This is a genomic window from Polynucleobacter necessarius (genome assembly GCF_900095205.1).
Classification (GTDB): Bacteria; Pseudomonadota; Gammaproteobacteria; order Burkholderiales; family Burkholderiaceae; genus Polynucleobacter; species Polynucleobacter necessarius_E.
The window spans coordinates 1,709,049-1,730,072 of record NZ_LT606951.1; the positions used below are offsets into that span (position 1 = coordinate 1,709,049).

Genomic DNA, 21,024 nt, shown 5'->3' on the forward strand with positions numbered 1-21,024 from the left:
ATTCAGTATCCCCAAGATATGGTGGCTATGCAGGAAATTATTTGGAGCGTGCAGCCAGATTTAATTATTGAGACTGGCATTGCTCACGGTGGCTCGCTGATCTTTAGCGCCTCAATGTTGGCTTTGCTTGATATGATCGATGCCATCCAAACTGGTGAGACTATTAATCTAAAGATTTCTCAGCGCAAAGTATTGGGGTTAGATATTGATATCCGTCCCCACAACTTAGCTGCAATACAAGCGCATCCCATGTCATCCCGTATTGAAATGATTCAAGGATCTAGTATTGATCCTGCAATAGTGGATCAGGTGAGGTCGATCGCTAAAGGTTATAAAAAAGTATTGGTGTGCTTAGATAGCAACCATACGCATGACCATGTCTTGGCTGAGTTAGAGGCATATGCGCCACTTACTAGCGTAGGAAGTTATTGCGTAGTATTTGATACTCTTGTTGAAGATCTGACCGATGATTTATGTATGGATCGACCTTGGGGTCCTGGCGATAATCCGAAAACTGCTGTTTGGGAATATCTCAAAACCCATTCTGAATTTGAAATTGATAAATCCATTCAAAATAAGTTGCTAGTAACAGTTGCTTCAGATGGATATTTGAAGTGGGTGAAGTGATTACACGTCTTTTTTAGATCAACTGAAATTTTTTAACTACATAAAACACGTTGTAAAAGGCGCTAACACCTATGGCTGATGTAACAGTAATTATTCCCGTGAGAAATGATCGAGATTACGTCACGTTTGCTATAGATTCAGTTCTCAAACAAACCTATCAAAGTATTAGATTGATTGTTAGTGATAATGGGTCTACCGATGGTACCGTAGAAATTTTACGTAATCTGCAGACTGATAATAAGTTTGAAATATTTCTTCAGGATGGCTCGCTATCCATGTTTGAGTATTTTAATTTATGTATAGATTACGTTGATAGTCCTTACTATATGTTGCTATGTCACGATGATCTTATTGGCAATCGTGATGCCATTTCTGAAGCCATGGATGTTGTGAAGCAGTACCCGAAGGTGTCAGCTATTTACTCAAATATGCTGTATGTAGATGAGGTTGGGGAAATTATTGCCAAGAAAAAATTTTTCCAATCAGGTTTATTTAATGGTCATGAGGTTGCCGTGTTATGGGCTGGACCTCTTTAGCTTGTCTAATACTATTTATTGGGGGTTGCCAGCTATTAGTCTTAGGGGCAATCGGCGAATATCTAGGCCGCACTTATATTTTCATATCAATGGTAAGCCTCAATATACGGTCAAAGAAACTCTAAATGAGCCTAAAAATAAGGATTAAGACTCTTGCTCAAGCTTACTTTAATTTTTTTACCATTTTTGTTTATCTATAGAATTGAGTTTTAGACACTTATACGCACCAAACTGAGACCCTTATCTTCCTAGAGCCTTTCTTTGTGTCGAACTATAATTGCAACTTACATGGGCCCTTTTCGTTTAGAGTTTTGATCAATAAAAGTAGTGTCGCCTAGCGCTAACCCCTCATAACTACATTGAAATCAACTTGAGTGAAGAATAAATTGCATGTCTACATCTAGCCAGAACCCAACTACCTCACAAGTCGGCAAAGACGCTAAGCCGGCGCCAAAACGCTCGCTAACCCCACGCCGTCGCGCCCGTGAATATGCACTTCAAGGCGTCTACCAAAGCTTGGTCATGCGACGCGCTGGCAGTATTCCAAATGGTGCGGCGATTGCCAAACAGCTGGCTGAAGACCCCGCCTTTCGACGTTGTCAGTTAGATCTGTTTCAAGGCATCTTTGATGGTGTATTAGCACGCACAGATGAATTAGAGGCCATCATCACCCCTGCTTTAGATCGTCCCATTAATGAACTATCACCAGTAGAGCATGCTGCCTTACTGATTGGAGCTTATGAACTGGCTGTCGATCTTTCAGTACCTTACAAAGCAGCAATCAATGAGGCAGTAGAACTAGCTAAAACATTTGGCGGTACGGATGGGCATAAGTATGTCAATGGTGTTTTAGACCTTCTAGCCCAAAAGTTACGTACTGCAGAGACTCAGTCCAGCTAAATGGCGATTTAATTTCGGTCAAAAGACAAAGCCTCTAAGCCCAAACGCTTCGAGGCTTTTTTATTCATAGAAGGATAAAATGATTTGCCTCTGTATTAAGGTAAAAAATCATGCATACAGTAGATATTCGTAGTCAATTAAAAGACTCCACTCTTTTCAAAGAGGATGCTTTTATTAATGGTCAATGGGTAAAGTCTAAAAATTCATTTCTAGCGACTAATCCCGCAACCGATGATGTCATTGCCTCTGTAGCAAACCTTGAAGCCCATGATGCTGAATTAGCCATCGCTGCGGCTGAAAAAGCTCTGCCATCTTGGCGTAATAAATTAGCCAAAGAGCGCGCGCAAATTATGCGTAAATGGTTTGACCTTATTATTGAAAATACGCAGGATCTAGCGACATTGATGACGCTCGAGCAAGGTAAGCCTCTAGCTGAAGCCGCAGGTGAAGTGGTCTACGGAGCCTCATTTGTAGAGTGGTTTGCAGAGGAAGCTAAGCGCGTCGAAGGCTCCATTCTTGGAACCACTTGGAGTGATAAGCGACTCATGGTTTTAAAGCAACCGATTGGGGTCTGTGTAGCCATCACCCCATGGAATTTCCCAGTAGCCATGATCACTCGCAAGATCGCCCGCGCGCTTGCAGCTGGCTGCACTATCGTCATTAAGCCTGCTGAACTGACTCCTTTATCAGCCTTGGCCTTGGCTGAACTTGCAAAACGTGCCGGGCATCCCCGATGGGGTGATCAATATTGTCGCTGCTGATGCAAGCCAATCTATTCTCATTGGTAAAACACTTTGCGCCTCCCCCTCTGTTCGTCATCTATCGTTCACAGGCTCAACAGAAGTTGGTCGCATTCTCATGGAGCAATGTGCTCCAACCGTCAAAAAACTTGCGTTGGAGCTTGGTGGTCATGCGCCATTTATTGTCTTTGAAGATGCTGACATTGATGCTGCTGTTACTGGAGCTATGGCGTCTAAATTCAGAAACTCTGGGCAAACTTGTGTTTGCGCAAATCGTTTTTATGTTCACAAAAAGGTACATGATTTATTTGTAGAAAAATTTGCCAAAGCGCTTTCTATTATTAAAGTGGGAAATGGAATGGAATCTGGGGTATCACTCAAGGACCACTGATTGAGGCTGCAGCGCTTGAAAAAATAGAAAAGCATGTGGCAAATGCCATCAGCAAAGGTGCAAAATTAATTATTGAAGGCAAGCCAAGCATCCAAGATCAAAACTTTTATGAGCCCACCATTTTGGCTCATGTGACTAAGGATATGCTCATTACCTATGAGGAAGCTTTTGGCCCAGTAGCTCCGATCATCCCATTTGAAAGTGATGAAAAAGTCATCAAACTAGCAAACAATAGTCAATTTGGCTTGGCATCCTATTTCTACAGCCGCGATATTGGTCGCATCTGGAAGGTGGCTGAAGCCCTTGAATACGGCATGGTTGGCGTCAATACTGGATTAATTTCTAATGAAGTTGCGCCCTTTGGAGGCGTTAAACAATCGGGTCTTGGACGTGAAGGCGGCGTCTTCGGCATGGATGAGTATCTAGAAATGAAATACGTTTGCGTTGGTTTATAACAAATCTGGATGTCTTACCAATATATCGCTTATTTTTTCTTGTAGAGCAGCTCCCAAACACTATGACCAAGCTTGAGACCACGGTTTTCAAACTTGGTTAATGGTCGATAATCTGGCCTCTCTACGTAACCTGCTTGCTCGCAATGAAGCTGTTCAAGTGTGGGCTTAAATTCATTCGAAAACTCTCCCGGTATTGCAATACCCTCTTTGGTAAAGGTTTCCACTTTTATTAACTCGTTTGAAGAATTTTGCAAAGATGCTTCCGCATTTAATACCAATAGCATTTGCTCAGCATAGTTATGCCAATCGGTAGCCAAGTGTAGATATGCACCTGGTTTTAACCTAGATACTAAAAGCCTTACAAACTCAGACTGAATTAGGCGCCGCTTATGGTGACGTTTCTTATGCCATGGATCTGCAAAATAAATATGAATGCCATCTAACGTATTTGGTGCAAGCATATTTTCCAAAACCTCCACGGCATCATGTCGAATCACCCTTATATTGCTCAGCTGATTTTCACCAATCAACTTTAGCAAGGCGCCAACACCAGGTAGATGAACCTCAACTGCCAAAAAATCATCAGCCGTTCTTAATCCAGCAATCTTGGCGGTTGTCTCACCCATACCAAAGCCAATCTCCAAGATCTTAGGTTTATTTGAACCATTAAACGCTTCTACTAAATTAAGCGTAGATGCTTCATAGGGAATCATGAACTGAGGGCCTAGATCATCAATAGCTCGTTGTTGCCCCGCAGTGGTTCTACCTGCCCTCAAAACAAAAGAGCGGATTCGATCAGTTCTACTCATATACAGAAATTAGCTTTAAGAGTGCTACTGGGAACATTCCAGCCAGCAGAACGGTAGGCATAGGCCCACCTCTGCTAGGACTATTGAGAGAGATGTCATAAAGAAAATTAATCCCATCACAAAAGTCCAGATCACATAGGTGGTTTGGAGTGAGCGAATGGCGCCTGCTTGAAAGAAAAATAACTCAAGAACTGTCAAGAAAATAAAGACGCCGCTCAGCACATCAAAAAAGATCGCTACCGTACAAAGGCGACCACGTACCTTTGGCTTCTTCAGCCTCTTTATTCATATGGTCCAAACGCACTGGATCTTTGACTAAACCTTCATCCAAGGCGTGTCGATAAGTTCGCATACGATCCACAGATCGAGCTAAACGCCCAGAAATCGCATTAATTAAGGTAGCAACTGCAGTTAGTAAAAAAACAGATGCCAATGCTAACTGAATATTGTTTGTTATTGCGTCTATTGATGCATCCATGGCTATATCCTAAGCTAGTTACTTATATCAATGCGACCAAGCGATCAAGCCGCTATAGGAGGTAATTAATACCAAAAAACCAAAAGCTATTCGATACCAAGCAAATGGGATGAAATTGTGATGAGCTACATAATGAATGAGCCATCGCACACAAATAAACGCCGAGATAAACGCAGCAATAAAGCCGACAATAATTGCTAAAGTGAATTCTCCTGAGAAGGCTACTGGCGCCTTCCAAAGCTTAAGAATTTCGTAGGCAGTCGCGCCGCCGATGACCGGTATTGCCAAGAAAAAAGAAAATTCCGTCGCCACTACACGAGGCAGCCCAAATAACATGCCACCGATAATCGTAGCCCCAGATCGAGAAGTTCCTGGTATCAAGGCAGCGCATTGCGCTAAGCCCACTTTCAGCGCATCCAAGGGACTTAAGTCGTCAACAGTCTTAATGTGGCTGGAAATATCCACGCGATTTTGTTGACGTCGCTCAACCCAGATAATGATGAGTCCACCCACAATAAACGCGCTTGCCACTGGAATTGGTGAAAACAACGCAGCTTTAATATGTTTGCCAAATAAGAGGCCTAGTCCCATTGCTGGAATTGATGCAATTACCAGGTTCAGAACAAAACGGCGAGACTCAGTACTTCCAAAAAAAGAGGTGACTACCTTCAGTAATTTTTGCCTAAACTCCCAACAAACAGCCAAAATAGCGCCAAACTGAATGATGACTTCAAAAGCCTTTCCTCGATCATCATTAAAATTGAGTAAATCCCCGACCAAAATCAGGTGGCCTGTACTGGAAATTGGCAAAAACTCCGTTAATCCCTCTACAACCCCAAGAATGACTGCTTTTAATAACAAAATTAGATCCATAGGCCAAATTTTATAGTCATACAGAGATAGTTGGGTGATTTGGCAAAATAGTGCCTAAATATACATTTTGAATAAATTAGCCTTAAACTGCATGGCACATTGAAAAGTATCTGAATTACATGACACCAACCCGTTTCAGACTTTCTAGACTTACCGCATTTGGTTTGATCCTAAATCAAGGACTTCGGGGGCTTGGCACATGGTCTTTCGATTTTAGCGGCACACAGAGCCCCAATGGGGTTAGCAGGCCTGCTTTACCGACCCCAATGAGCGCATCTACTCTGATTGGCCTAGAACAGCCACCACTGATTGCGCCGACACCAACTAAGCCCGCAGTGTCTGCTGTTACCGCACCACCCAATTTAATTGGCAATAAAACTAGCGAAAACAAAGAGCAACTAAACGATTTAATTCAGCTTTATCAAGAGGCTGCCTTTAGCGCTCCAATCTTAACTGCTGCCCGCTTTAACTACCAAGCAAGTAAAGAGTTGTACTGGCAAGGATTTTCGCTGTTAATGCCCCAAGCGAATGCAACACCTGGAGGCACCAGATACTACCAACATGGTACCGGCAGCACCGTGGTTTCAAATAATTCTGGAAATTCTCGAGTCTTTGATCAGAAAAGTTACACAGTCACCTTAGCGCAGCCTGTTTTTAACATTGCGGCACTAGAGCTTTTCAAACAAGGTGATCTGAGTACAAAACTAGCCGATATGCGTTTTTTCTCGGCCCAACAAGATTTAATCTTGCGGGTATCGCAAGCCTATTTTGAATACCATTAAGCTCAAAGCGCACGCAGCTGCTTTGACAGATGAAGACTTGATTACGATAAATACCTTACTTCGTTAAGCACCACTTAATAAAAGTTAGAGCAGTAATTCTGATGCAGCTTGCAAAACATGAGCTACTGTTGGAGGATTTTTCATATCCCCTACATTGCGAATAGTGCTGGACCAATAACCCTCCGTCTTCCACAAAGGTGAATCACAGTATATTTCAATAGTAGGTTTATTTAATACCGCCGCAAGATGCGTTAATCCCGTATCAACCCCCACCGTCAAAGATGCTCCCTTGATGATAGAAAAAGCTTCGTCAATAGAAAAGGCGTCGGGTACTATTGCACCTGGTATCTGACCAGCGATCGAGGCGCTGACTAACTTCTCCTCCGCATTGCCCCAAGGAAGCACTATCTGATAGCCTCTACTAGCAAGCTCCTTGCCCAAACTAATCCAATTTTCATTGGACCAACGCTTTGCTTCTCTAGCCGTTGAATGAAAGCACAAAACATACGGCTTCTTCATGGTCTGAGTCACTTTTGACGAACCCACTTCTAAAGAGTCCACATAACTCTCGGGATAAAACTGCGGGGCACTTACCCGATCGATGAGTGGCCAACCTAAAGCCGAGCACATCACCCAACGCGATCGATCTACTGTGTGACATTGCACTGGTACCTGCACTGGCTGGCTATAAAAATATCTTGCGATGGGCTCATAACCTGAAAATTCTGTTTTATTCGCGAGCCCGGCAATGACTGTATGCGCTTCTTTATTCGCAAGCGCACAAACTAAGGCGGACTTTAAAAGCCCTTGAGTTTCAATAATGATGTCATAGGTACTTGCTTGAAGCTGATGCTTAAAGGAAAAAAATTCTTTCCATGATGACAACTTAAAAAGATTCTTTTTCCAGCGACGCAAACCGAATGGAATGATGCGATCTATTCCTCTAAAGTTTTCGTTAGTGAGCAGGGGTCTTAGTAAATTGACGTACCCCTCCTCCATTACCCAATCAATTTGAGCATCAGGCAGTCGAGCACGCAAATCCCAAACAATAGGTAAGTTATGAAGCACATCACCCAATGATGAAAGCTTCACCAATAAGATCTTTGGTCTCAGGGAAACATTTTTTAATATATTGGCAGGTACATCGCTCATGAGAGCATTATCTTATCTTTTCTGAGATACCTGTTTGGATTTAGAACTTAGGTGCGACGCCCCAAGGCAAACCTGCGGCATCCTTAGCATTCATGTTGGGCTGTATGCCAACAGGCAATGGCCATTTAATATCAATCGATGCATCGTTCCATGCAAAACAAGCCTCACTTTGAGGATGATAGTACTCAGTAGTTTTATAAAGAAATTCTGCGTTCTCAGATAACACTAAAAAACCATGTGCTAATTTTTCCGGAATCCACATCTGCTTGTGATTTTCTGCACTTAATTCAACGCCCGCCCATTTTCCATAGGTTGGTGAGTCTGTACGAATATCTACCACAACATCAAATACGCTCCCCGCAACTACTCTCACCAACTTACCTTGAGTGTGCTCCATTTGATAATGCAGTCCTCGCAATGTCCACTGGCGAGAAAAAGAATGGTTATCTTGTACAAACTCAACATTTAGCCCTATAGCTTCTGAAAAATCTTTGGCATTAAATGATTCGGTAAACCAACCGCGTTCATCTCCAAATACTTTTGGCTCCACGATGAACGCATCATGAATAGTTGTTGGGGAAATAGTTAGTTTTGGGCCCATAATTACTTTCTAGACTTTTTCGCCGAGAGTGTAATGAGCTGCGCTGAGGAATTTAATTCATTCAGAATCTTAGCTAAATACTGTCCATAACTATTCTTGCTTAATTCCGAAGCAACCTTTTGAACAGTCTCCGCACTAATCCATCCTTGACGATAGGCAATCTCTTCTGGACATGCCACCATTAAACCTTGTCGCTTTTGAAGAGTTGCAATAAAACCTGCGGCGTCTAATAAAGAATCATGCGTACCAGTATCTAACCAAGCAAATCCTCGCCCCATGATCTCTACACTAAGCTCATTTTTTCAAGGTAGATACGATTAACATCAGTAATTTCTAGCTCCCCGCGTGCACTTGGCTTGATTGAAGAAGCTATATCACACACCTGTTTGTCGTAAAAATATAGGTCCGGTAACTGCATAGTTACTGCGGGGCTTCAAAGGCTTTTCTTCGATTGAAAGGGCTTTGTACTCTTGATCAAATTCAACTACGCTATAACGCTCAGGATCATTTACATAATATGCAAAGACTGTGGCTCCAACCTGTCTGTCATCAGCACTATTTAATTGATCAACTAGTTCGTGACCATAAAAAATATTATCGCCAAGTACTAAGGCGCTGGGGTGATTGCCAACAAAGTTTCTACCAAAAGTAAATGCTTGGGCCAACCCGTCTGGTGAGGGCTGCACACAATATTCAATATTAAGACCCCATTGAGAACCACCACCTAGCAACTCTGAAAAACGAGGTGTGTCATGCGGAGTTGAAATTAATAAGATATCCCGGATACCCGCTAACATCAGAGTCGAAAGCGGGTAATACACCATCGGCTTGTCATAAACCGGCATCAATTGTTTGGATACCGCTTGTGTCACTGGATAAAGACGAGTACCAGAACCGCCAGCCAAGATAATGCCTTTACGATCTCCTGCCATACTATTTAAACCCTTTAGATAAGCTCATTCTTTGTCAATGCTTTTACGTAATCCTCTACAGCAATTGACCATAGCCCGTTAAATGAGTCTAATTTTGACATATCCCCTCGCCGCCCAATTGCTTTACGCAGTTTAGAGTGGTCCATTCGAGAATTCATTGGCCTGGATGCTGGTAAAGGGTATTCAACAGCCAAAATAGGCCTAATACATTCTGGCTTAACCTTAAGCTCAATCCCGTCATCAGACGCAACTCTAGCCACTAAACTAGCCAACCCATACCATGTAGCCTCACCAGCAGGAACAGCATGGTAAATACCAGATATAAATGATTGGATATGGAACGCGCTATCAAGAGTCAAATCTAAACTGACTTTTGCAAGCCAATCAGCACTAGTGGGGACACCAAGTTGGTCATGAATAATTTTCAGCTCTTCGCGCTCTTTTGCTAAACGCAAAATTGTACGAATGAAATTACCCCCATTACCATAAACCCAGCTAGTACGAAATATTGCAAATTGTCCATTTGGGGTATCAGCAAATACCCGCTCGACGGCCTCTTCACCAGCAGCCTTACTCTTCCCATAGACACCCAAAGGATTGCGAGTATCACCTTCCACATAGAAACCATCTTTGCTGCCATCAAAAACACAATCTGTGGAGTAGTGTAATAAGGTAGCGCCATGTAGAACGGCATACCTAGCCATAATTTCAGGGACCTTAGCATTGATAGCATATGCCAAGTCCGCCTCGGATTCGGCTTTATCCACCGCCGTATAAGCTGATGCATTAATAATAAAATTAGGTTTGTTATTGATGAGCAACACTTCTAGCTCTTTGGAATCGCTCACATCACATTCAGCACGACCGACATATTGAATATTGACTACTTTAGGCACAGAAAGGGAATTGAAAAGACTTCTAAAGGCCCTTCCTAATTGCCCATCTTTACCAAAAACCAGAATATTCATAGATTATTAGCTATATTGCTTTTGCAACCAGTCACGATACGTGCCACTGACCACACCCTCAATCCACACTGGATTATCCAAATACCACTGCACCGTTTTTCGAATTCCGGTATCAAAAGTCTTAGCCGGACGCCAACCAAGCTCACGCTCAACTTTACTCGCATCAATTGCATAGCGACGATCATGGCCAGGACGATCTCTAACAAACGTAATTTGCTCGACATAAGAGCGGCCATCCGAGCGAGGCTTCAACTCATTCAATATCAGGCAAATAGCTTTGACGACATCAATGTTCGCCTTCTCGTTCCATCCACCAATGTTATAAGTCTCACCCAACTTTCCACGAGAAAGCACTTCACGAATTGCTGAACAATGGTCGCCCACATATAACCAATCACGAATTTGCTGACCATCGCCATAAATTGGCAAAGGTTTGCCATTGAGTGCATTTAATATCGCCAATGGAATAAGCTTTTCTGGAAAATGATAAGGGCCATAGTTATTAGAACAATTGGTAGTAACTACCGGGAATCCATAAGTATGAAACCATGCACGCACCAAGTGGTCAGACGCTGCCTTGGAAGCAGAATAAGGGCTATTAGGCTCATAGGGGTTGGTTTCGGAGAAGGCAGATGCGCTAGGAGTCAATGAACCGTAAACTTCATCCGTGGAGACATGATGAAAACGAAAGGATTTTTTCATGTCAGCATTAAGATTACTCCAATACTCTCTTGCGCATTCCAATAAATTAAAGGTTCCTACGATATTAGTTTGTATGAATTCTGCTGGGCCATGTATTGAGCGATCTACATGGCTTTCTGCTGCAAAATTCACTATGGCACGTGGTTGATATTCTTGCAATAATTTAGTTACTAAAATCGTGTCACCGATATCTCCATACACAAATTGATGGCGGATATCGTGTTCTAAAGAAGAAAGGGTTGCCAAGTTACCGGCATACGTTAATTTGTCAAGATTAACAATGCCCTCTGCCCTAGGATTAGCAAGCCAATCTAAAACAAAATTACCGCCAATAAAACCAGCGCCACCTGTTACCAAAATCATTAATTTCCCCTATTCAATCCTTTTATTGCCCTTATCTTTTACTTCTCCTTGTACATAGAGCAAACAGAGGCAGCAGCAAAGGAGATAAAAAATATCAAAATTTCAAAATTATGTTTGTAGGAAATTTCAGCAACTAGCCCAAAAGGAATTAGCCCCAAAATTAACCAGACTGCCATGTATCCAAATTGGGCACCATTTTTAATTCCATACCAAAATATACAAGCAAATATTGCAAGCAAAATAATCAGTCCTGGTATGCCAAATGCCAAACCAAAATCGATCCAACCGCTATGCGATTGACTTTCCAATTCATGCTGAATCTGAGCTTGATTCAGTAACTCCAGAAAAGAACGATTGATCGAGCCGTATCCCATGGGATATTGAGCAATTAATTTAATGCCCTGAGTAGCCCAAGCGATTCTTAAATAGGTATTTCCAGCAACCGGAGCACCATCACTATTAACAGGAAATGTTTCAGTAACAACTTTATTCCAATAATTACTGCTATATCGCCAAAAATTATGCTGATCAATCCTGGATGAAATCTTTATATCTTCAATTAGAGTTTCCCAACCCTTGGCAGCGAAATGTGTATGAACTTTCCAACCGCCAAACAAAAGGATTGCCATAAATACCACGGGTATAAACAACGCACCCTTTCTCTCATTTTTGCGGAATAAGGCAGAGTAGATATAAATTAGTAAAAGCAATAAACATAAACCAAGGGATATGGCAACACCATTTTTTGTATTTGCCACAACTGCCGAAATAAGAGCCAGAGCAATCCCTAAAAACCAAAAAAATATGGTGATAAAAGTTTGTTGATCAAATCTTTTTGATGATAAATAGACAAGATTAGCACAAGCAATAGAGATAGAAATCACTCCAAAAAAAGCTGGCGCAAGTTTCTTAAAAACAAATGCCTCAACAAATACAATGGGCAATATAAATGCTCCATTTATATAACTTAAATAAAGATAAGCACTTAAATTAATTGTAGAAACCACAAATAGCGAGATAAAAAAATATGGTCGTAATTGTCCATATAATCTCAAGGAAATACTTAAGGCTATTGCAATTATTGAAACCGTTAGTGATCTAGCCCAGAGGCTAGTTAACTCCTGTCGCTCTATGACAGGGTTGAGCGAAAAAAAACAAAAATGAATTATTGCCCAGACAAAAAGGGATGCAATTAAGGCCAATGGAAGTAAATCTGAAACCCTGCGATTTAGAAAAAAATGGGTCTTGAATATAATTATCAGCGAGCTAATGAGTCCTGAGGCCATCAGTAGATGCCTTAAAGCAATTGTATTTGGAAGCACCCATATAACTAACAGGGCAATTACAGAAATTAAGCAAGCCCAGGAGGAATAATTTAATAAAAAATTTTTATTATGCGTGCTAGTCATATATCTAAAGCCTCTCTTTATTATCTAGATAAAACTTTTCATAGGGGTACTGTTTTTCATCTTCAATTATCTGATTTACTCTTTTATCAAACATGCCTCGATATCCACCCAATAGGGTAGTCTTATATTTTTGGTTTTGAATAAAAGTCACGATTGAACTTAGATGCAGTCCTAATTCCTTTAACGTATCCATCGTCCGCCAAATCAGATTGCATGTTATCAATCAAATCCATATCTGCACTAGGAATTTCTTTTTTATATTTTTTATAAAAGCGCCAATAAAAATCACCATCCTCTTCGCCAAGACCAAGCAATCGCTCATCAAAAAATCCAACCTCAACCAGTTCTTGCTTATCCAAAATGAAATGTGAAAAGCTGCCATTAATTTTGAAAGTGCCAGGGTGGGCAACAATAGCTGCTTCTAAATGGTCAAAAAAGCACCCCCATTTTCTGACTTCAATTCCAAATCGTCATTCAAAATCAAAGCACGACCATGACTTGCAGTTAACGCCCCCCGATTCCATAACTTCGCTAATGACTGAAAGCTTGGAAAGACTTTGGGGAACTGAGATACATATGACAAGATATTCGAGCGGTAAGCCTCATCAAATGCCCCTTTGACTGGACCATTGATCATGACAATGACCTCAATATCTGGGCGTTGACCTTTAATTTGAGAAAGTAGCGGCACCAAAAAGGCATCGAATCGTTTGTCAAATGTAGTGATGACTACTGAATATGGCTCTAAAAGCTCTGGCATAAAAATAAATTAGTATTAAGGCATGAGAAGTCTACGAATTTCAACCGCCGGATGCCCCAGTGATTACTCACATGGCTTGCTCCCAATTATCGCTCAAAACCTTGGTTATCAACTAATTTGGGTCAGCCCATCACAAGCAGATTTGCTCATATTGGGGCCTTTTATCAAACCAAACTCCAAGAAATTAAAGTGGTGCCCCAAAGCATTACGCCCCATGGTTAGCTCAATTCTGAATTTAACCCCAACTAGGCAAGTATCCCCCCTTAGGGTTTTCCATAGCGCCGAAAATCTTCGCCATGACTTCGTTCCGGCTGATTACAGCATTTCTTTTGACCTAAATATCACGTTACCAACTCATTTCCGCCTGCCTTACTGGATGGAAATGATTGATTGGTCTCATGAAGGCATCACCGGCAACCAAAACCCACGTTATGGGCAACTGATGAGCATCGAACGTCTCATGCAACCGCTGGGCACTCATTATCTAGAAAAGCCGAAGGCTGCAGCATTCTTGAGCTCACACATCCGTGAACCACGTAAGACATTATTTGACGCCGTGCAAAAAGTGATTCCAGTTAGGGGCTTTGGCGCGTTCTTTAATCAGGATATTAAAAATCATCATTTGAGTGGATTTTTAAAACAAGAGGTTTTGCAAGACTTTGGCTTTAATCTATGTCCAGAAAATGGCATGTATCCAGGCTACTACACAGAGAAAATTCCAGAAGCATTTTTTGCAGATTGTTTACCGATCACCTGGACAGATGAAAACGTTCGAGTGGACTTTAATCCCGATGCCTTCATCAATTTAGCGCCGATGTCTTGGTGCAATTTTTCCCTCTTTCAAGAAATTGTCCAAAATTCTCGGTTATTGGAAGGCTACGCCTCTCAAGCCCTTTTACTCGAATCACCCAGCATCCTACCTTTTAGGGATTTTGTAAAAGGCGTTTTGGAAGATGCTAGCTCGTAGGCAATGAAGATCGGATTCCACACTAATGGCTTATCACTCAGGGGCACTGAGATTGCTCTCTATGACTACGCATATCAAAATCAACAAATTCTAGGCAATGAATCCGTTATCTTTTATCGGCAAAACAATCTTGTAAATCAAGCGGTTCATGAAAAGTTTTCCAAGCAATTTAAGCTTAATCCCTATAATGGCCAAGCAGAGTTAAATCACCTTGTTGAGCAAGAAAAAGTTGATTTAACTTACTTTATTAAGTCAGGCGAGCGGGATGACGCAATTTGCGAAAGCTCTCCAACCTTGATTCATGCTGTATTCCCTACAAAACCAGAAGAATTCCATGGGGATAAATACGCTTTTGTTTCACAATATCTTTCTAAGGAATACTCCAACTATCAAATTCCATATGTGCCTCACATGATTGAATTACCAGAAGTAAAGGAGGATCTACGTTCTGAATTAAGCATTCCTGAAAATGCTACTGTACTGGGATGGTACGGGGGGTCCGATAGCTTTAACCTGGATTTTGTAAAATCTGAAGTACTGAAGGCTGTCCAAAGTCGATCTGATCTTTACTTTCTATTTATGAATTTGGAGCTTTTTGCACATCACGATAGACTCTTATTTTTACCGGGTAATTCAGACCTCATTTATAAGGTCAAGTTTATAAATACCTGTGATGGCATGCTACATGCAAGGGGAATTGGTGAGAGTTTTGGCCTAGCCTGTGGCGAATTTTCCATCAAAGGAAAGCCAGTAATTACTTATGCATTATCGCCTCAACGCAGTCATATTGAAATATTGGGTAATAAGGCCATCCTATATAGAGGCAAGAAAGACCTTGCGACCATTTTTCAAAACTTTAATCGAAAAATACAAACTGAAAAAAACTGGGATGCGTATTCAAAAAACTTTTCATCAAAAGAAGTGATGCGCAAGTTTGAAGAAGTTTTCATTCACGGAAAAAATTTATCTGATATAGAAATATCTCCCCTCGATCGCGTAGTCATTCAGAAATATCGCTTTGAACGTAAGCTACGTAACCTAAAGAAAAAACTCTACCTCTAACTCAGACTTGAAAATTTATCTTGGAAACCAAGGATTTTTAGAAAACCAACGGTCAACTGTGCGCAAAATCGATCGTTTTGCCTTAGCCCAGCCACGAATTGGCAACCTTCCCGGCCTATCTGCAATGGTCGTCTGAACACCAGTAATATCCACTGGGTAAGGACGTATTGCTACAAACTCTAGGTGATGTTTTTGGCGGTGTTCTAAAAAGTGATCTAGCGGTTCATAAATATCTTCAGAAGCTTCAATAAGAATTTTGGCAGCGCCGGGCTTCAGCAGATAGGCGGTTGCGCCCACGGCATCACCAATATTTCTCACTAAAGCAAAGCCCCCATTACTCTGTATTTCCATTTGAGGAACGTTATTTAAACCTTGCAGCCTTACAGCATCCCAACCAGGACTTTCATTCATTAGAAAATGAACGGCATCCTCAAAATGGGGGAGTAAGCAAAAATCATCCTCAAAAATAATTGTCGAAACATTTTTATTAACACACTCTTGCCAAGCTTTTTTATGAGATAAAAAACAGCCAAGCTCATTGGGGGTTAATTCAAATCCTAACAAGCTCTTTACCTTTTCAGGCTTGTATTCGACTGGAGTACTGGTTAAAGCAGAGCCCCGAACAGCATCTAAAAAATGCCACTGAAATTTTGTTTTATCCAATTCCGCTCTAACCTTTTCTTGGCGAGCATCTGAACCAGCTAAAGAAATCACAACAACTTGAATATCAGACATTAAATGTAACTCTGTATGTAACGTAAAAATCTTTTTAGTCGTCTTAAGAGAAGAGATGGGAACGATTTACGATCACCTTCAGCGTTCAAATGAGATTCCCAATTTGACTGATAGAGAATGCCTAAATAATTAGACTTCAGATTCTCCTCAGTCTCTCCGAGGCGCTTGAGCACATAATATTGCCAATCATAGTGGTACACCCTAAACAGCGGCTCAATTGCGATGAGCGGGATAGCTTGGTATTTGAGTAAAGCTTCACCATAAATGAGTGTTTCGGGGTAATCGGGCGTAACCAAATCCCAAAGAGAAATCTCCTTGGGATTTAAATATTCCCGATCAAGCGATTCCCAAACCTTTGCAGACCAAATAAATGGAGCAGGAGCGCAATAAAACTCTGGACCCAATCTATCAAATAGTTTCTGAACGCGTTGTGCTTCAGCGCGTAAGTTGAGCTCAACTTTTTTTTCTCCACGATTGCGCGCTAGTTGGAAAAATTCTTTATTTTGATGAAGCACAGTAAAGACTTCACCATTTGCATTCATAAAATCGGAACGATTAAACGGACGAATGAATACGCAGTCTGAGTCTAAACATAGATAATTTTCTGCGAAGCCTAATCGCCAAAATTCGGACTTGATAATTGCCTGAGATAAACCACCGGCCATAGCCTGATACTTCACCATTGATGATCGTGGGTTTGCCGCTACGATTTCTTCATCAGCTACCCACTCGTAATTACCGTGTCCTCCAAAAGTTTCTATTAATAACTCTTTATCAGCAATAGGGGTGGAAATATAAAAAGGTAAATGGTCTCCATTAAATTGATCAATGGAAATCAATAATCTTTTGAGGCGCAGAAAGTCATTGCGGTAGGACTTGCAATAGAGAACAAAGTCTTTCAATGGTCTCCCTAGTGTTTATATTTAATTTCAGTCAGAATCTGCTCTACTGCTTGGTCAACTCCTAGAGGAAGCCACTTCGGCTCTATGAGCCTTTGCTCCTGCCAGTCTAACCAAATTCTCTCAAGAGCCATTTCAATACCAATATTATCGCCTTCATGACTTAAATACCCGCCTCTCATTGACAGCATTTCATCCAACTGAGAATTGCGGTGTGTAATTGCCCAAATTGGACGCCCCGTCCATAGATATTCATAGAACTTGGAGGGAATGTATTCAGCGCACCACTCATTATTACCATGCAACAAAATTAATACATCTGCCTCTTGCATCTTTTCAACTACTCTTTCGCGCCCAGACTTGCCACTAGCTGGATCCATCTCAAGACGGCCATGGGCAATCAATACATCTTGATACCCCAACTTCGTAATGGCGTCTACTGTTAACGAATCAAGCGCAGCACCATATACATGCACTCGAATTTTTTCGCGCGCCTCGGGATACTTTTTAAATAGCCCCTGTAATGCATTCAAAATGGTAGAAAGCGATCGATCTTTAGCCAAAGAACCAGAGTGCGAAAGATTTAATGTATCGGTGTAAAGATGTCTCTTAGCAGCACTTAACCCACCCGGCGGTTCGGCCCCAGGAAGAACCATGAAGCCTTGTGCGCTACCTGTGCTATTGAGATTAGGATTGCGTGCTTTTGCAAAATGTACTGCGCCATCAGTAAACCACCACGCAAAATCAGCATAACGAATAATTTGCCTCTCCAAATAATGCCTAAATCGGGCATCACGTTGCTTGGGCATTTCTGAGCCTTCATCAATTGGACTTTTACGAATAACTAAAGGATCGTGAATCTCTACTATCCATGAAATTCCCGTAGCCTTTTTTAACCATAAACCAGCTAAATGCGCAGACCAAGCGCCGCCCGTGGAATACACCATATCAATTTTGCCAGCACAAATTAACTTATAGCCATGTATAAATGCTGGAATAGACCAAGACCACTGACTTGAATATCCCAAACACAGTTTCTCCAAGCCAATTAGCGGGGCCAATAAAATTGAAACGGTTCTAGTTAAAAGCTTGTAGATGAATCCTCGTCCGTATTGATTAGCAATCCAATGACGAAAGTCAAAACGGAAAGCGGCGGGACCCCAAGCCAAAAATTGGTTGTGAGGGAAACGCTGATCCTTGATGCCTGTGATAGCGCTAAAGACCGTGGGTTTAATGCCGGCTTCTAATAAATAAGGGATCTTATCGGTGATGGTTTGGCTTGACGCGCGTCCATCCATATTAAAACCATGCGACAGAATTAACCATCGATTCCGAGTTACTTTATCTGTCGACATGGCAGCGAGAAATGGATTAGTTACCCGCAACTATAGACATCACAGCCATACGAACAGCAATCCCAAAGGTAACTTGATTCAAGATAACTGATTGTGGACCATCAGCTACAGCAGAATCAATCTCAATACCTCGATTCATTGGACCAGGGTGCATCACAATCGCATCTGAGTTTGCCAAGGCCAAACGGTTAGGAGTTAAACCATATTGCTTAAAGAATGCTTCGCCTTCAGGAACCTGACCTGCTTCCATGCGCTCTTTTTGAATGCGCAAGGTCATTACAACATCCACATCCTTTAAGCCCTCTTCCATGGTATGAAAAACCTTCACACCCAGCATATCTAAATCGCTTGATAATAAGCTTTCTGGGCCAATAGCTCTAATATCCTCACATCCTAATGTGCTCAGAGCATGAATATTGGATTTAGCAACGCGACTATTCACAATGTCTCCCACTATCGCCACCTTCAAGCCTTTGAAGTTTTGCTTGAAATGCCGCATGGTGTACATATCCAATAAGCCTTGAGTGGGATGTTGATGGCTGCCATCACCTGCGTTTACTACGTGCACATGTGCTGGCACATGACTGGCAATTTCAATGGGCGCTCTAGAGACACTATGACGAACAACAAATATGTCTGCTTGCATTGCCACTAAGTTATCAATCGTATCCAAAAGGCTTTCACCTTTAGCGGTAGATGATGTAGATATATCTAAATTAATCACATCAGCCGATAGACGCTTAGCTGCTATCTCGAAGGTAGTTCTAGTTCGAGTGGAATTCTCAAAGAAAAGATTGAAAACACTTTTACCTCGAAGTAAAGGCACCTTCTTCACTTCTCGGGAAGGATCTGTTACGCTGACAAATTGCTGAGCGGTATCCAAAATATGAAGAATTTGTTCCTTAGGGAGTCCTTCAAGCGTTAAAAGGTGCGTTAACTCTCCAGCCGAATTAAATTGATTTACTAGCTGACTCATTATTCACGTTCCTCTAACTGAAAGCTGAACTTACCAGCAGCATCTTTTTCTAAAACAAGAATTTGATTCTCTGGAACCTCTACTCGCTCGCCTGCAAAATTCGCCGATACAGGTAATTCACGATTTCCTCGATCAGCCAAGACCATTAACTCCACTTGTGCAGGTCTACCAAAATCGAATAACTCATTTAGAGCTGCTCGAACCGTTCTACCCGTTAAGAGAACATCATCAATCAAAATAACATTAGCGCCGTTGACGTCAAAAGGTAAATGTGTAGTCATTGTGCTGGCAGTACGCAAAGCAGTCATACCTTTTTCGGCATAATCATCTCGATGAAAGGCTACATTAATAATTCCAAAATGTGAAAGTTTGAGATCGCGAGCTAGCCGTTCCGCAACCCATGCTCCTCCCATAGCAAGCCCAGCTAGCTCAAAAGAGCCCTCATGCAATCTCTTGCGAAGATTCTCTACTAATTTTTCGTACAACTGTTCAGCATTCATTCTCTGCTCTTGGCTCTAAGAAATTTCAATTTTTAATAAATTATTTAATTTGCAGTCTTAATATTTTGTTCTGCAAAAAATTGGTCCAAAATGGTTGCTGCAGAATGCGCATCTAGATTGTCATGCATGTCTGCATTCCCTTCTAAAACAACTGAAGAATAACGCTCATCCACCCAGTGCACTGGCAAATGAAAACGGCCATGAAGCTGATTCCCGAAACGAACCGCCTTAGCAGTCATTTCATGGGGAGCACCATCTGGATGAATTGGTCTACCAACCACCAATTGATCTGGTTGCCACTCTTTTAATATGGATTCAATTTCTTTAAAAAGAGCATCGCTACTAGGTGCGGCAATCGTCTTCAATGCCTGCCCCACTCTAGTCATTGAGTTTCCAACTGCAACACCCACCCTGCGAGCACCATAATCAAATGCCATCATAGTTAATGACTTATGCATGCCCAACCTCACCAGATAGGTCAGACAAGTCAAAACCAAGATGACTGATAGCCCTTTCATAGCGTTGACTGAATGGGGTCTTAAAAATGATGTCGCTCATTTGTTCCCGCGCAAGCGGAACATTCATCCAGCCATTGTGTGTAATTTCCTCCTCAAGCTGACCAGCACCCCAACCTGCGTAACCCAGGGTCATTAAAAAATGTTTTGGGCCACTTCCTATTGAGACTGCTTCAAGCACATCTTTGGATGCAGTCATCGTCAGACCGCCTGGAATAATCAGGGAAGAGCTATAAGAGGTGCCAGGCTCTGTTTCATGCAAAACAAAACCACGCTCAATCTGTACAGGACCACCAAAATAGACTGGTTGCTTTAATGATGGAGCAATTTCTAACTTGAGCTCAATCTTCTCAAAAAGTGTCTCAAGATCCACTTCAGTGGGCCTATTAACCACCAAACCCATTGCACCTCTCTCGGTATGCTCAAAAAGATAAATTAAGGATCCTGCAAAATTGGGGTCAACCATTCCAGGCATGGCCACCAGAAACTGGTTAGCAAGATGATCTGCCGACATAGAAATTGATGACTCGGATGCAG

General features: G+C 41.7%; 24 protein-coding genes and 2 pseudogenes. 7 read left to right on the plus strand and 19 right to left on the minus strand.

Annotated features, from left to right (window positions below):
• The first annotated feature begins 27 nt into the window (after nt 1-27).
• The 4 genes and pseudogenes from DXE37_RS09465 (at nt 28) to DXE37_RS09480 (ending at nt 3,649) form a co-directional block, all read left to right on the plus strand.
• On the plus strand, nt 28-627 hold the full coding sequence (locus tag DXE37_RS09465; protein WP_331852155.1) for a cephalosporin hydroxylase family protein: 600 nt from the start codon (nt 28-30) through the stop codon (nt 625-627).
• Nucleotides 628-698: 71 nt separating this feature from the next.
• The gene (locus tag DXE37_RS09470; protein ID WP_114637312.1) at nt 699-1,163 is read left to right on the plus strand and encodes a glycosyltransferase family 2 protein; all 465 of its coding nucleotides are present in this window, start codon (nt 699-701) and stop codon (nt 1,161-1,163) included.
• Nucleotides 1,164-1,553: 390 nt separating this feature from the next.
• Nucleotides 1,554-2,063: a transcription antitermination factor NusB gene (gene nusB, locus DXE37_RS09475; RefSeq protein WP_114637313.1), complete on the plus strand. Its 510-nt coding sequence runs from the start codon at nt 1,554-1,556 to the stop codon at nt 2,061-2,063.
• Nucleotides 2,064-2,173: 110 nt separating this feature from the next.
• Nucleotides 2,174-3,649, plus strand: a pseudogene (locus DXE37_RS09480) (NAD-dependent succinate-semialdehyde dehydrogenase).
• 29 nt (nt 3,650-3,678) lie between these two features.
• Here the strand turns inward: DXE37_RS09480 and trmB are convergent.
• From trmB to DXE37_RS09495, 4 genes are read right to left on the minus strand one after another with little or no spacing between them, the layout of a single operon-like run.
• Complete coding sequence (trmB, locus tag DXE37_RS09485) at nt 3,679-4,458, minus strand: tRNA (guanosine(46)-N7)-methyltransferase TrmB (RefSeq protein ID WP_114637314.1); 780 nt, start codon at nt 4,456-4,458, stop codon at nt 3,679-3,681.
• Between the two features lie 24 nt (nt 4,459-4,482).
• On the minus strand, nt 4,483-4,680 hold the full coding sequence (locus tag DXE37_RS14440; protein WP_415067018.1) for a hypothetical protein: 198 nt from the start codon (nt 4,678-4,680) through the stop codon (nt 4,483-4,485).
• Between the two features lies 1 nt (nt 4,681).
• Complete coding sequence (locus DXE37_RS14445; protein WP_415067020.1) at nt 4,682-4,936, minus strand: DUF2721 domain-containing protein; 255 nt, start codon at nt 4,934-4,936, stop codon at nt 4,682-4,684.
• 27 nt (nt 4,937-4,963) lie between these two features.
• Nucleotides 4,964-5,809, minus strand: a complete 846-nt coding sequence (locus tag DXE37_RS09495) for an undecaprenyl-diphosphate phosphatase (RefSeq protein WP_114637315.1) — start codon at nt 5,807-5,809, stop codon at nt 4,964-4,966.
• A 266-nt stretch (nt 5,810-6,075) separates the two neighbouring features.
• On the opposite strand from DXE37_RS09495, the gene DXE37_RS09500 reads away from it, so the two are divergent.
• Nucleotides 6,076-6,591: a TolC family protein gene (locus DXE37_RS09500; protein ID WP_231971313.1), complete on the plus strand. Its 516-nt coding sequence runs from the start codon at nt 6,076-6,078 to the stop codon at nt 6,589-6,591.
• Nucleotides 6,592-6,675: 84 nt separating this feature from the next.
• On the opposite strand, the gene waaC is transcribed toward DXE37_RS09500, so the two are convergent.
• The 8 genes and pseudogenes from waaC to DXE37_RS09540 all read right to left on the minus strand — a co-directional run bounded on the left by waaC (nt 6,676) and on the right by DXE37_RS09540 (nt 13,478).
• Complete coding sequence (gene waaC / locus DXE37_RS09505; RefSeq protein ID WP_114637317.1) at nt 6,676-7,743, minus strand: lipopolysaccharide heptosyltransferase I; 1,068 nt, start codon at nt 7,741-7,743, stop codon at nt 6,676-6,678.
• Nucleotides 7,744-7,783: 40 nt separating this feature from the next.
• Nucleotides 7,784-8,344, minus strand: a complete 561-nt coding sequence (gene rfbC / locus DXE37_RS09510; RefSeq protein WP_114637318.1) for a dTDP-4-dehydrorhamnose 3,5-epimerase — start codon at nt 8,342-8,344, stop codon at nt 7,784-7,786.
• Between the two features lie 2 nt (nt 8,345-8,346).
• Nucleotides 8,347-9,276 (minus strand): annotated as a pseudogene (gene rfbA / locus DXE37_RS09515) (glucose-1-phosphate thymidylyltransferase RfbA).
• 14 nt (nt 9,277-9,290) lie between these two features.
• The gene (rfbD, locus tag DXE37_RS09520; protein WP_114637319.1) at nt 9,291-10,244 is read right to left on the minus strand and encodes a dTDP-4-dehydrorhamnose reductase; all 954 of its coding nucleotides are present in this window, start codon (nt 10,242-10,244) and stop codon (nt 9,291-9,293) included.
• Between the two features lie 6 nt (nt 10,245-10,250).
• Complete coding sequence (gene rfbB, locus DXE37_RS09525; RefSeq protein ID WP_114637320.1) at nt 10,251-11,309, minus strand: dTDP-glucose 4,6-dehydratase; 1,059 nt, start codon at nt 11,307-11,309, stop codon at nt 10,251-10,253.
• 38 nt (nt 11,310-11,347) lie between these two features.
• Complete coding sequence (locus tag DXE37_RS09530) at nt 11,348-12,718, minus strand: O-antigen ligase family protein (RefSeq protein ID WP_114637321.1); 1,371 nt, start codon at nt 12,716-12,718, stop codon at nt 11,348-11,350.
• 122 nt (nt 12,719-12,840) lie between these two features.
• Nucleotides 12,841-13,179: a hypothetical protein gene (locus DXE37_RS09535; RefSeq protein ID WP_114637322.1), complete on the minus strand. Its 339-nt coding sequence runs from the start codon at nt 13,177-13,179 to the stop codon at nt 12,841-12,843.
• On the minus strand, nt 13,140-13,478 hold the full coding sequence (locus DXE37_RS09540) for a glycosyltransferase family 2 protein (RefSeq protein WP_114637323.1): 339 nt from the start codon (nt 13,476-13,478) through the stop codon (nt 13,140-13,142). The genes DXE37_RS09535 and DXE37_RS09540 overlap by 40 nt, the downstream gene beginning before the upstream one ends.
• 76 nt (nt 13,479-13,554) lie before the next feature.
• Here DXE37_RS09540 and DXE37_RS09545 point away from each other — a divergent pair, with 76 nt between their 5' ends.
• Together DXE37_RS09545 and DXE37_RS09550 are read left to right on the plus strand one after the other, a co-directional pair.
• Nucleotides 13,555-14,445 (plus strand): glycosyltransferase family 10 domain-containing protein, encoded by an 891-nt coding sequence (locus DXE37_RS09545; RefSeq protein WP_231971314.1) that lies wholly within the window; start codon nt 13,555-13,557, stop codon nt 14,443-14,445.
• A gap of 3 nt (nt 14,446-14,448) precedes the next feature.
• Complete coding sequence (locus tag DXE37_RS09550; RefSeq protein WP_114637325.1) at nt 14,449-15,507, plus strand: hypothetical protein; 1,059 nt, start codon at nt 14,449-14,451, stop codon at nt 15,505-15,507.
• A gap of 15 nt (nt 15,508-15,522) precedes the next feature.
• Here the strand turns inward: DXE37_RS09550 and DXE37_RS09555 are convergent, their stop codons facing one another.
• The 7 genes from DXE37_RS09555 to DXE37_RS09585 are packed head-to-tail and all read right to left on the minus strand — an operon-like array spanning nt 15,523 to nt 21,007.
• Nucleotides 15,523-16,242, minus strand: coding sequence for a glycosyltransferase family 25 protein (locus DXE37_RS09555; protein ID WP_114637326.1), 720 nt, complete (start codon nt 16,240-16,242; stop codon nt 15,523-15,525).
• The gene (locus tag DXE37_RS09560) at nt 16,242-17,144 is read right to left on the minus strand and encodes a DUF6492 family protein (RefSeq protein WP_114637327.1); all 903 of its coding nucleotides are present in this window, start codon (nt 17,142-17,144) and stop codon (nt 16,242-16,244) included. The genes DXE37_RS09555 and DXE37_RS09560 overlap by 1 nt, the downstream gene beginning before the upstream one ends.
• A gap of 8 nt (nt 17,145-17,152) precedes the next feature.
• Nucleotides 17,153-18,496 (minus strand): glycosyltransferase family protein, encoded by a 1,344-nt coding sequence (locus tag DXE37_RS09565; RefSeq protein WP_114637591.1) that lies wholly within the window; start codon nt 18,494-18,496, stop codon nt 17,153-17,155.
• Between the two features lie 16 nt (nt 18,497-18,512).
• The gene (locus DXE37_RS09570) at nt 18,513-19,472 is read right to left on the minus strand and encodes an aspartate carbamoyltransferase catalytic subunit (RefSeq protein ID WP_114637328.1); all 960 of its coding nucleotides are present in this window, start codon (nt 19,470-19,472) and stop codon (nt 18,513-18,515) included.
• On the minus strand, nt 19,472-19,972 hold the full coding sequence (pyrR, locus tag DXE37_RS09575) for a bifunctional pyr operon transcriptional regulator/uracil phosphoribosyltransferase PyrR (RefSeq protein WP_114637329.1): 501 nt from the start codon (nt 19,970-19,972) through the stop codon (nt 19,472-19,474). Before pyrR ends, DXE37_RS09570 begins: the two co-directional genes overlap by 1 nt.
• 44 nt (nt 19,973-20,016) lie before the next feature.
• Complete coding sequence (gene ruvX / locus DXE37_RS09580; protein WP_114637330.1) at nt 20,017-20,430, minus strand: Holliday junction resolvase RuvX; 414 nt, start codon at nt 20,428-20,430, stop codon at nt 20,017-20,019.
• Nucleotides 20,423-21,007: a YqgE/AlgH family protein gene (locus DXE37_RS09585; RefSeq protein WP_162786270.1), complete on the minus strand. Its 585-nt coding sequence runs from the start codon at nt 21,005-21,007 to the stop codon at nt 20,423-20,425. Before DXE37_RS09585 ends, ruvX begins: the two co-directional genes overlap by 8 nt.
• Nucleotides 21,008-21,024: the final 17 nt, after the last annotated feature.

Excerpts from the sequence above, each read along its gene's own strand:
- ruvX (WP_114637330.1), bottom strand. The coding sequence starts at position 20,430 with ATGCATAAGTCATTAACTATGATGGCATTTGATTATGGTGCTCGCAGG.
- DXE37_RS09530 (WP_114637321.1), bottom strand. The coding sequence starts at position 12,718 with ATGACTAGCACGCATAATAAAAATTTTTTATTAAATTATTCCTCCTGG.
- nusB (WP_114637313.1), top strand. The coding sequence starts at position 1,554 with ATGTCTACATCTAGCCAGAACCCAACTACCTCACAAGTCGGCAAAGAC.
- DXE37_RS09565 (WP_114637591.1), bottom strand. The coding sequence starts at position 18,496 with ATGTCGACAGATAAAGTAACTCGGAATCGATGGTTAATTCTGTCGCAT.
- DXE37_RS09500 (WP_231971313.1), top strand. The coding sequence starts at position 6,076 with ATGAGCGCATCTACTCTGATTGGCCTAGAACAGCCACCACTGATTGCG.
- DXE37_RS14445 (WP_415067020.1), bottom strand. The coding sequence starts at position 4,936 with ATGGATGCATCAATAGACGCAATAACAAACAATATTCAGTTAGCATTG.
- DXE37_RS09550 (WP_114637325.1), top strand. The coding sequence starts at position 14,449 with ATGAAGATCGGATTCCACACTAATGGCTTATCACTCAGGGGCACTGAG.
- pyrR (WP_114637329.1), bottom strand. The coding sequence starts at position 19,972 with ATGAATGCTGAACAGTTGTACGAAAAATTAGTAGAGAATCTTCGCAAG.
- DXE37_RS09540 (WP_114637323.1), bottom strand. The coding sequence starts at position 13,478 with ATGCCAGAGCTTTTAGAGCCATATTCAGTAGTCATCACTACATTTGAC.
- rfbD (WP_114637319.1), bottom strand. The coding sequence starts at position 10,244 with ATGAATATTCTGGTTTTTGGTAAAGATGGGCAATTAGGAAGGGCCTTT.
- rfbC (WP_114637318.1), bottom strand. The coding sequence starts at position 8,344 with ATGGGCCCAAAACTAACTATTTCCCCAACAACTATTCATGATGCGTTC.
- rfbB (WP_114637320.1), bottom strand. The coding sequence starts at position 11,309 with ATGATTTTGGTAACAGGTGGCGCTGGTTTTATTGGCGGTAATTTTGTT.
- DXE37_RS09470 (WP_114637312.1), top strand. The coding sequence starts at position 699 with ATGGCTGATGTAACAGTAATTATTCCCGTGAGAAATGATCGAGATTAC.
- DXE37_RS09570 (WP_114637328.1), bottom strand. The coding sequence starts at position 19,472 with ATGAGTCAGCTAGTAAATCAATTTAATTCGGCTGGAGAGTTAACGCAC.
- waaC (WP_114637317.1), bottom strand. The coding sequence starts at position 7,743 with ATGAGCGATGTACCTGCCAATATATTAAAAAATGTTTCCCTGAGACCA.
- trmB (WP_114637314.1), bottom strand. The coding sequence starts at position 4,458 with ATGAGTAGAACTGATCGAATCCGCTCTTTTGTTTTGAGGGCAGGTAGA.
- DXE37_RS09555 (WP_114637326.1), bottom strand. The coding sequence starts at position 16,242 with ATGTCTGATATTCAAGTTGTTGTGATTTCTTTAGCTGGTTCAGATGCT.
- DXE37_RS09465 (WP_331852155.1), top strand. The coding sequence starts at position 28 with ATGCAGGAAATTATTTGGAGCGTGCAGCCAGATTTAATTATTGAGACT.
- DXE37_RS09495 (WP_114637315.1), bottom strand. The coding sequence starts at position 5,809 with ATGGATCTAATTTTGTTATTAAAAGCAGTCATTCTTGGGGTTGTAGAG.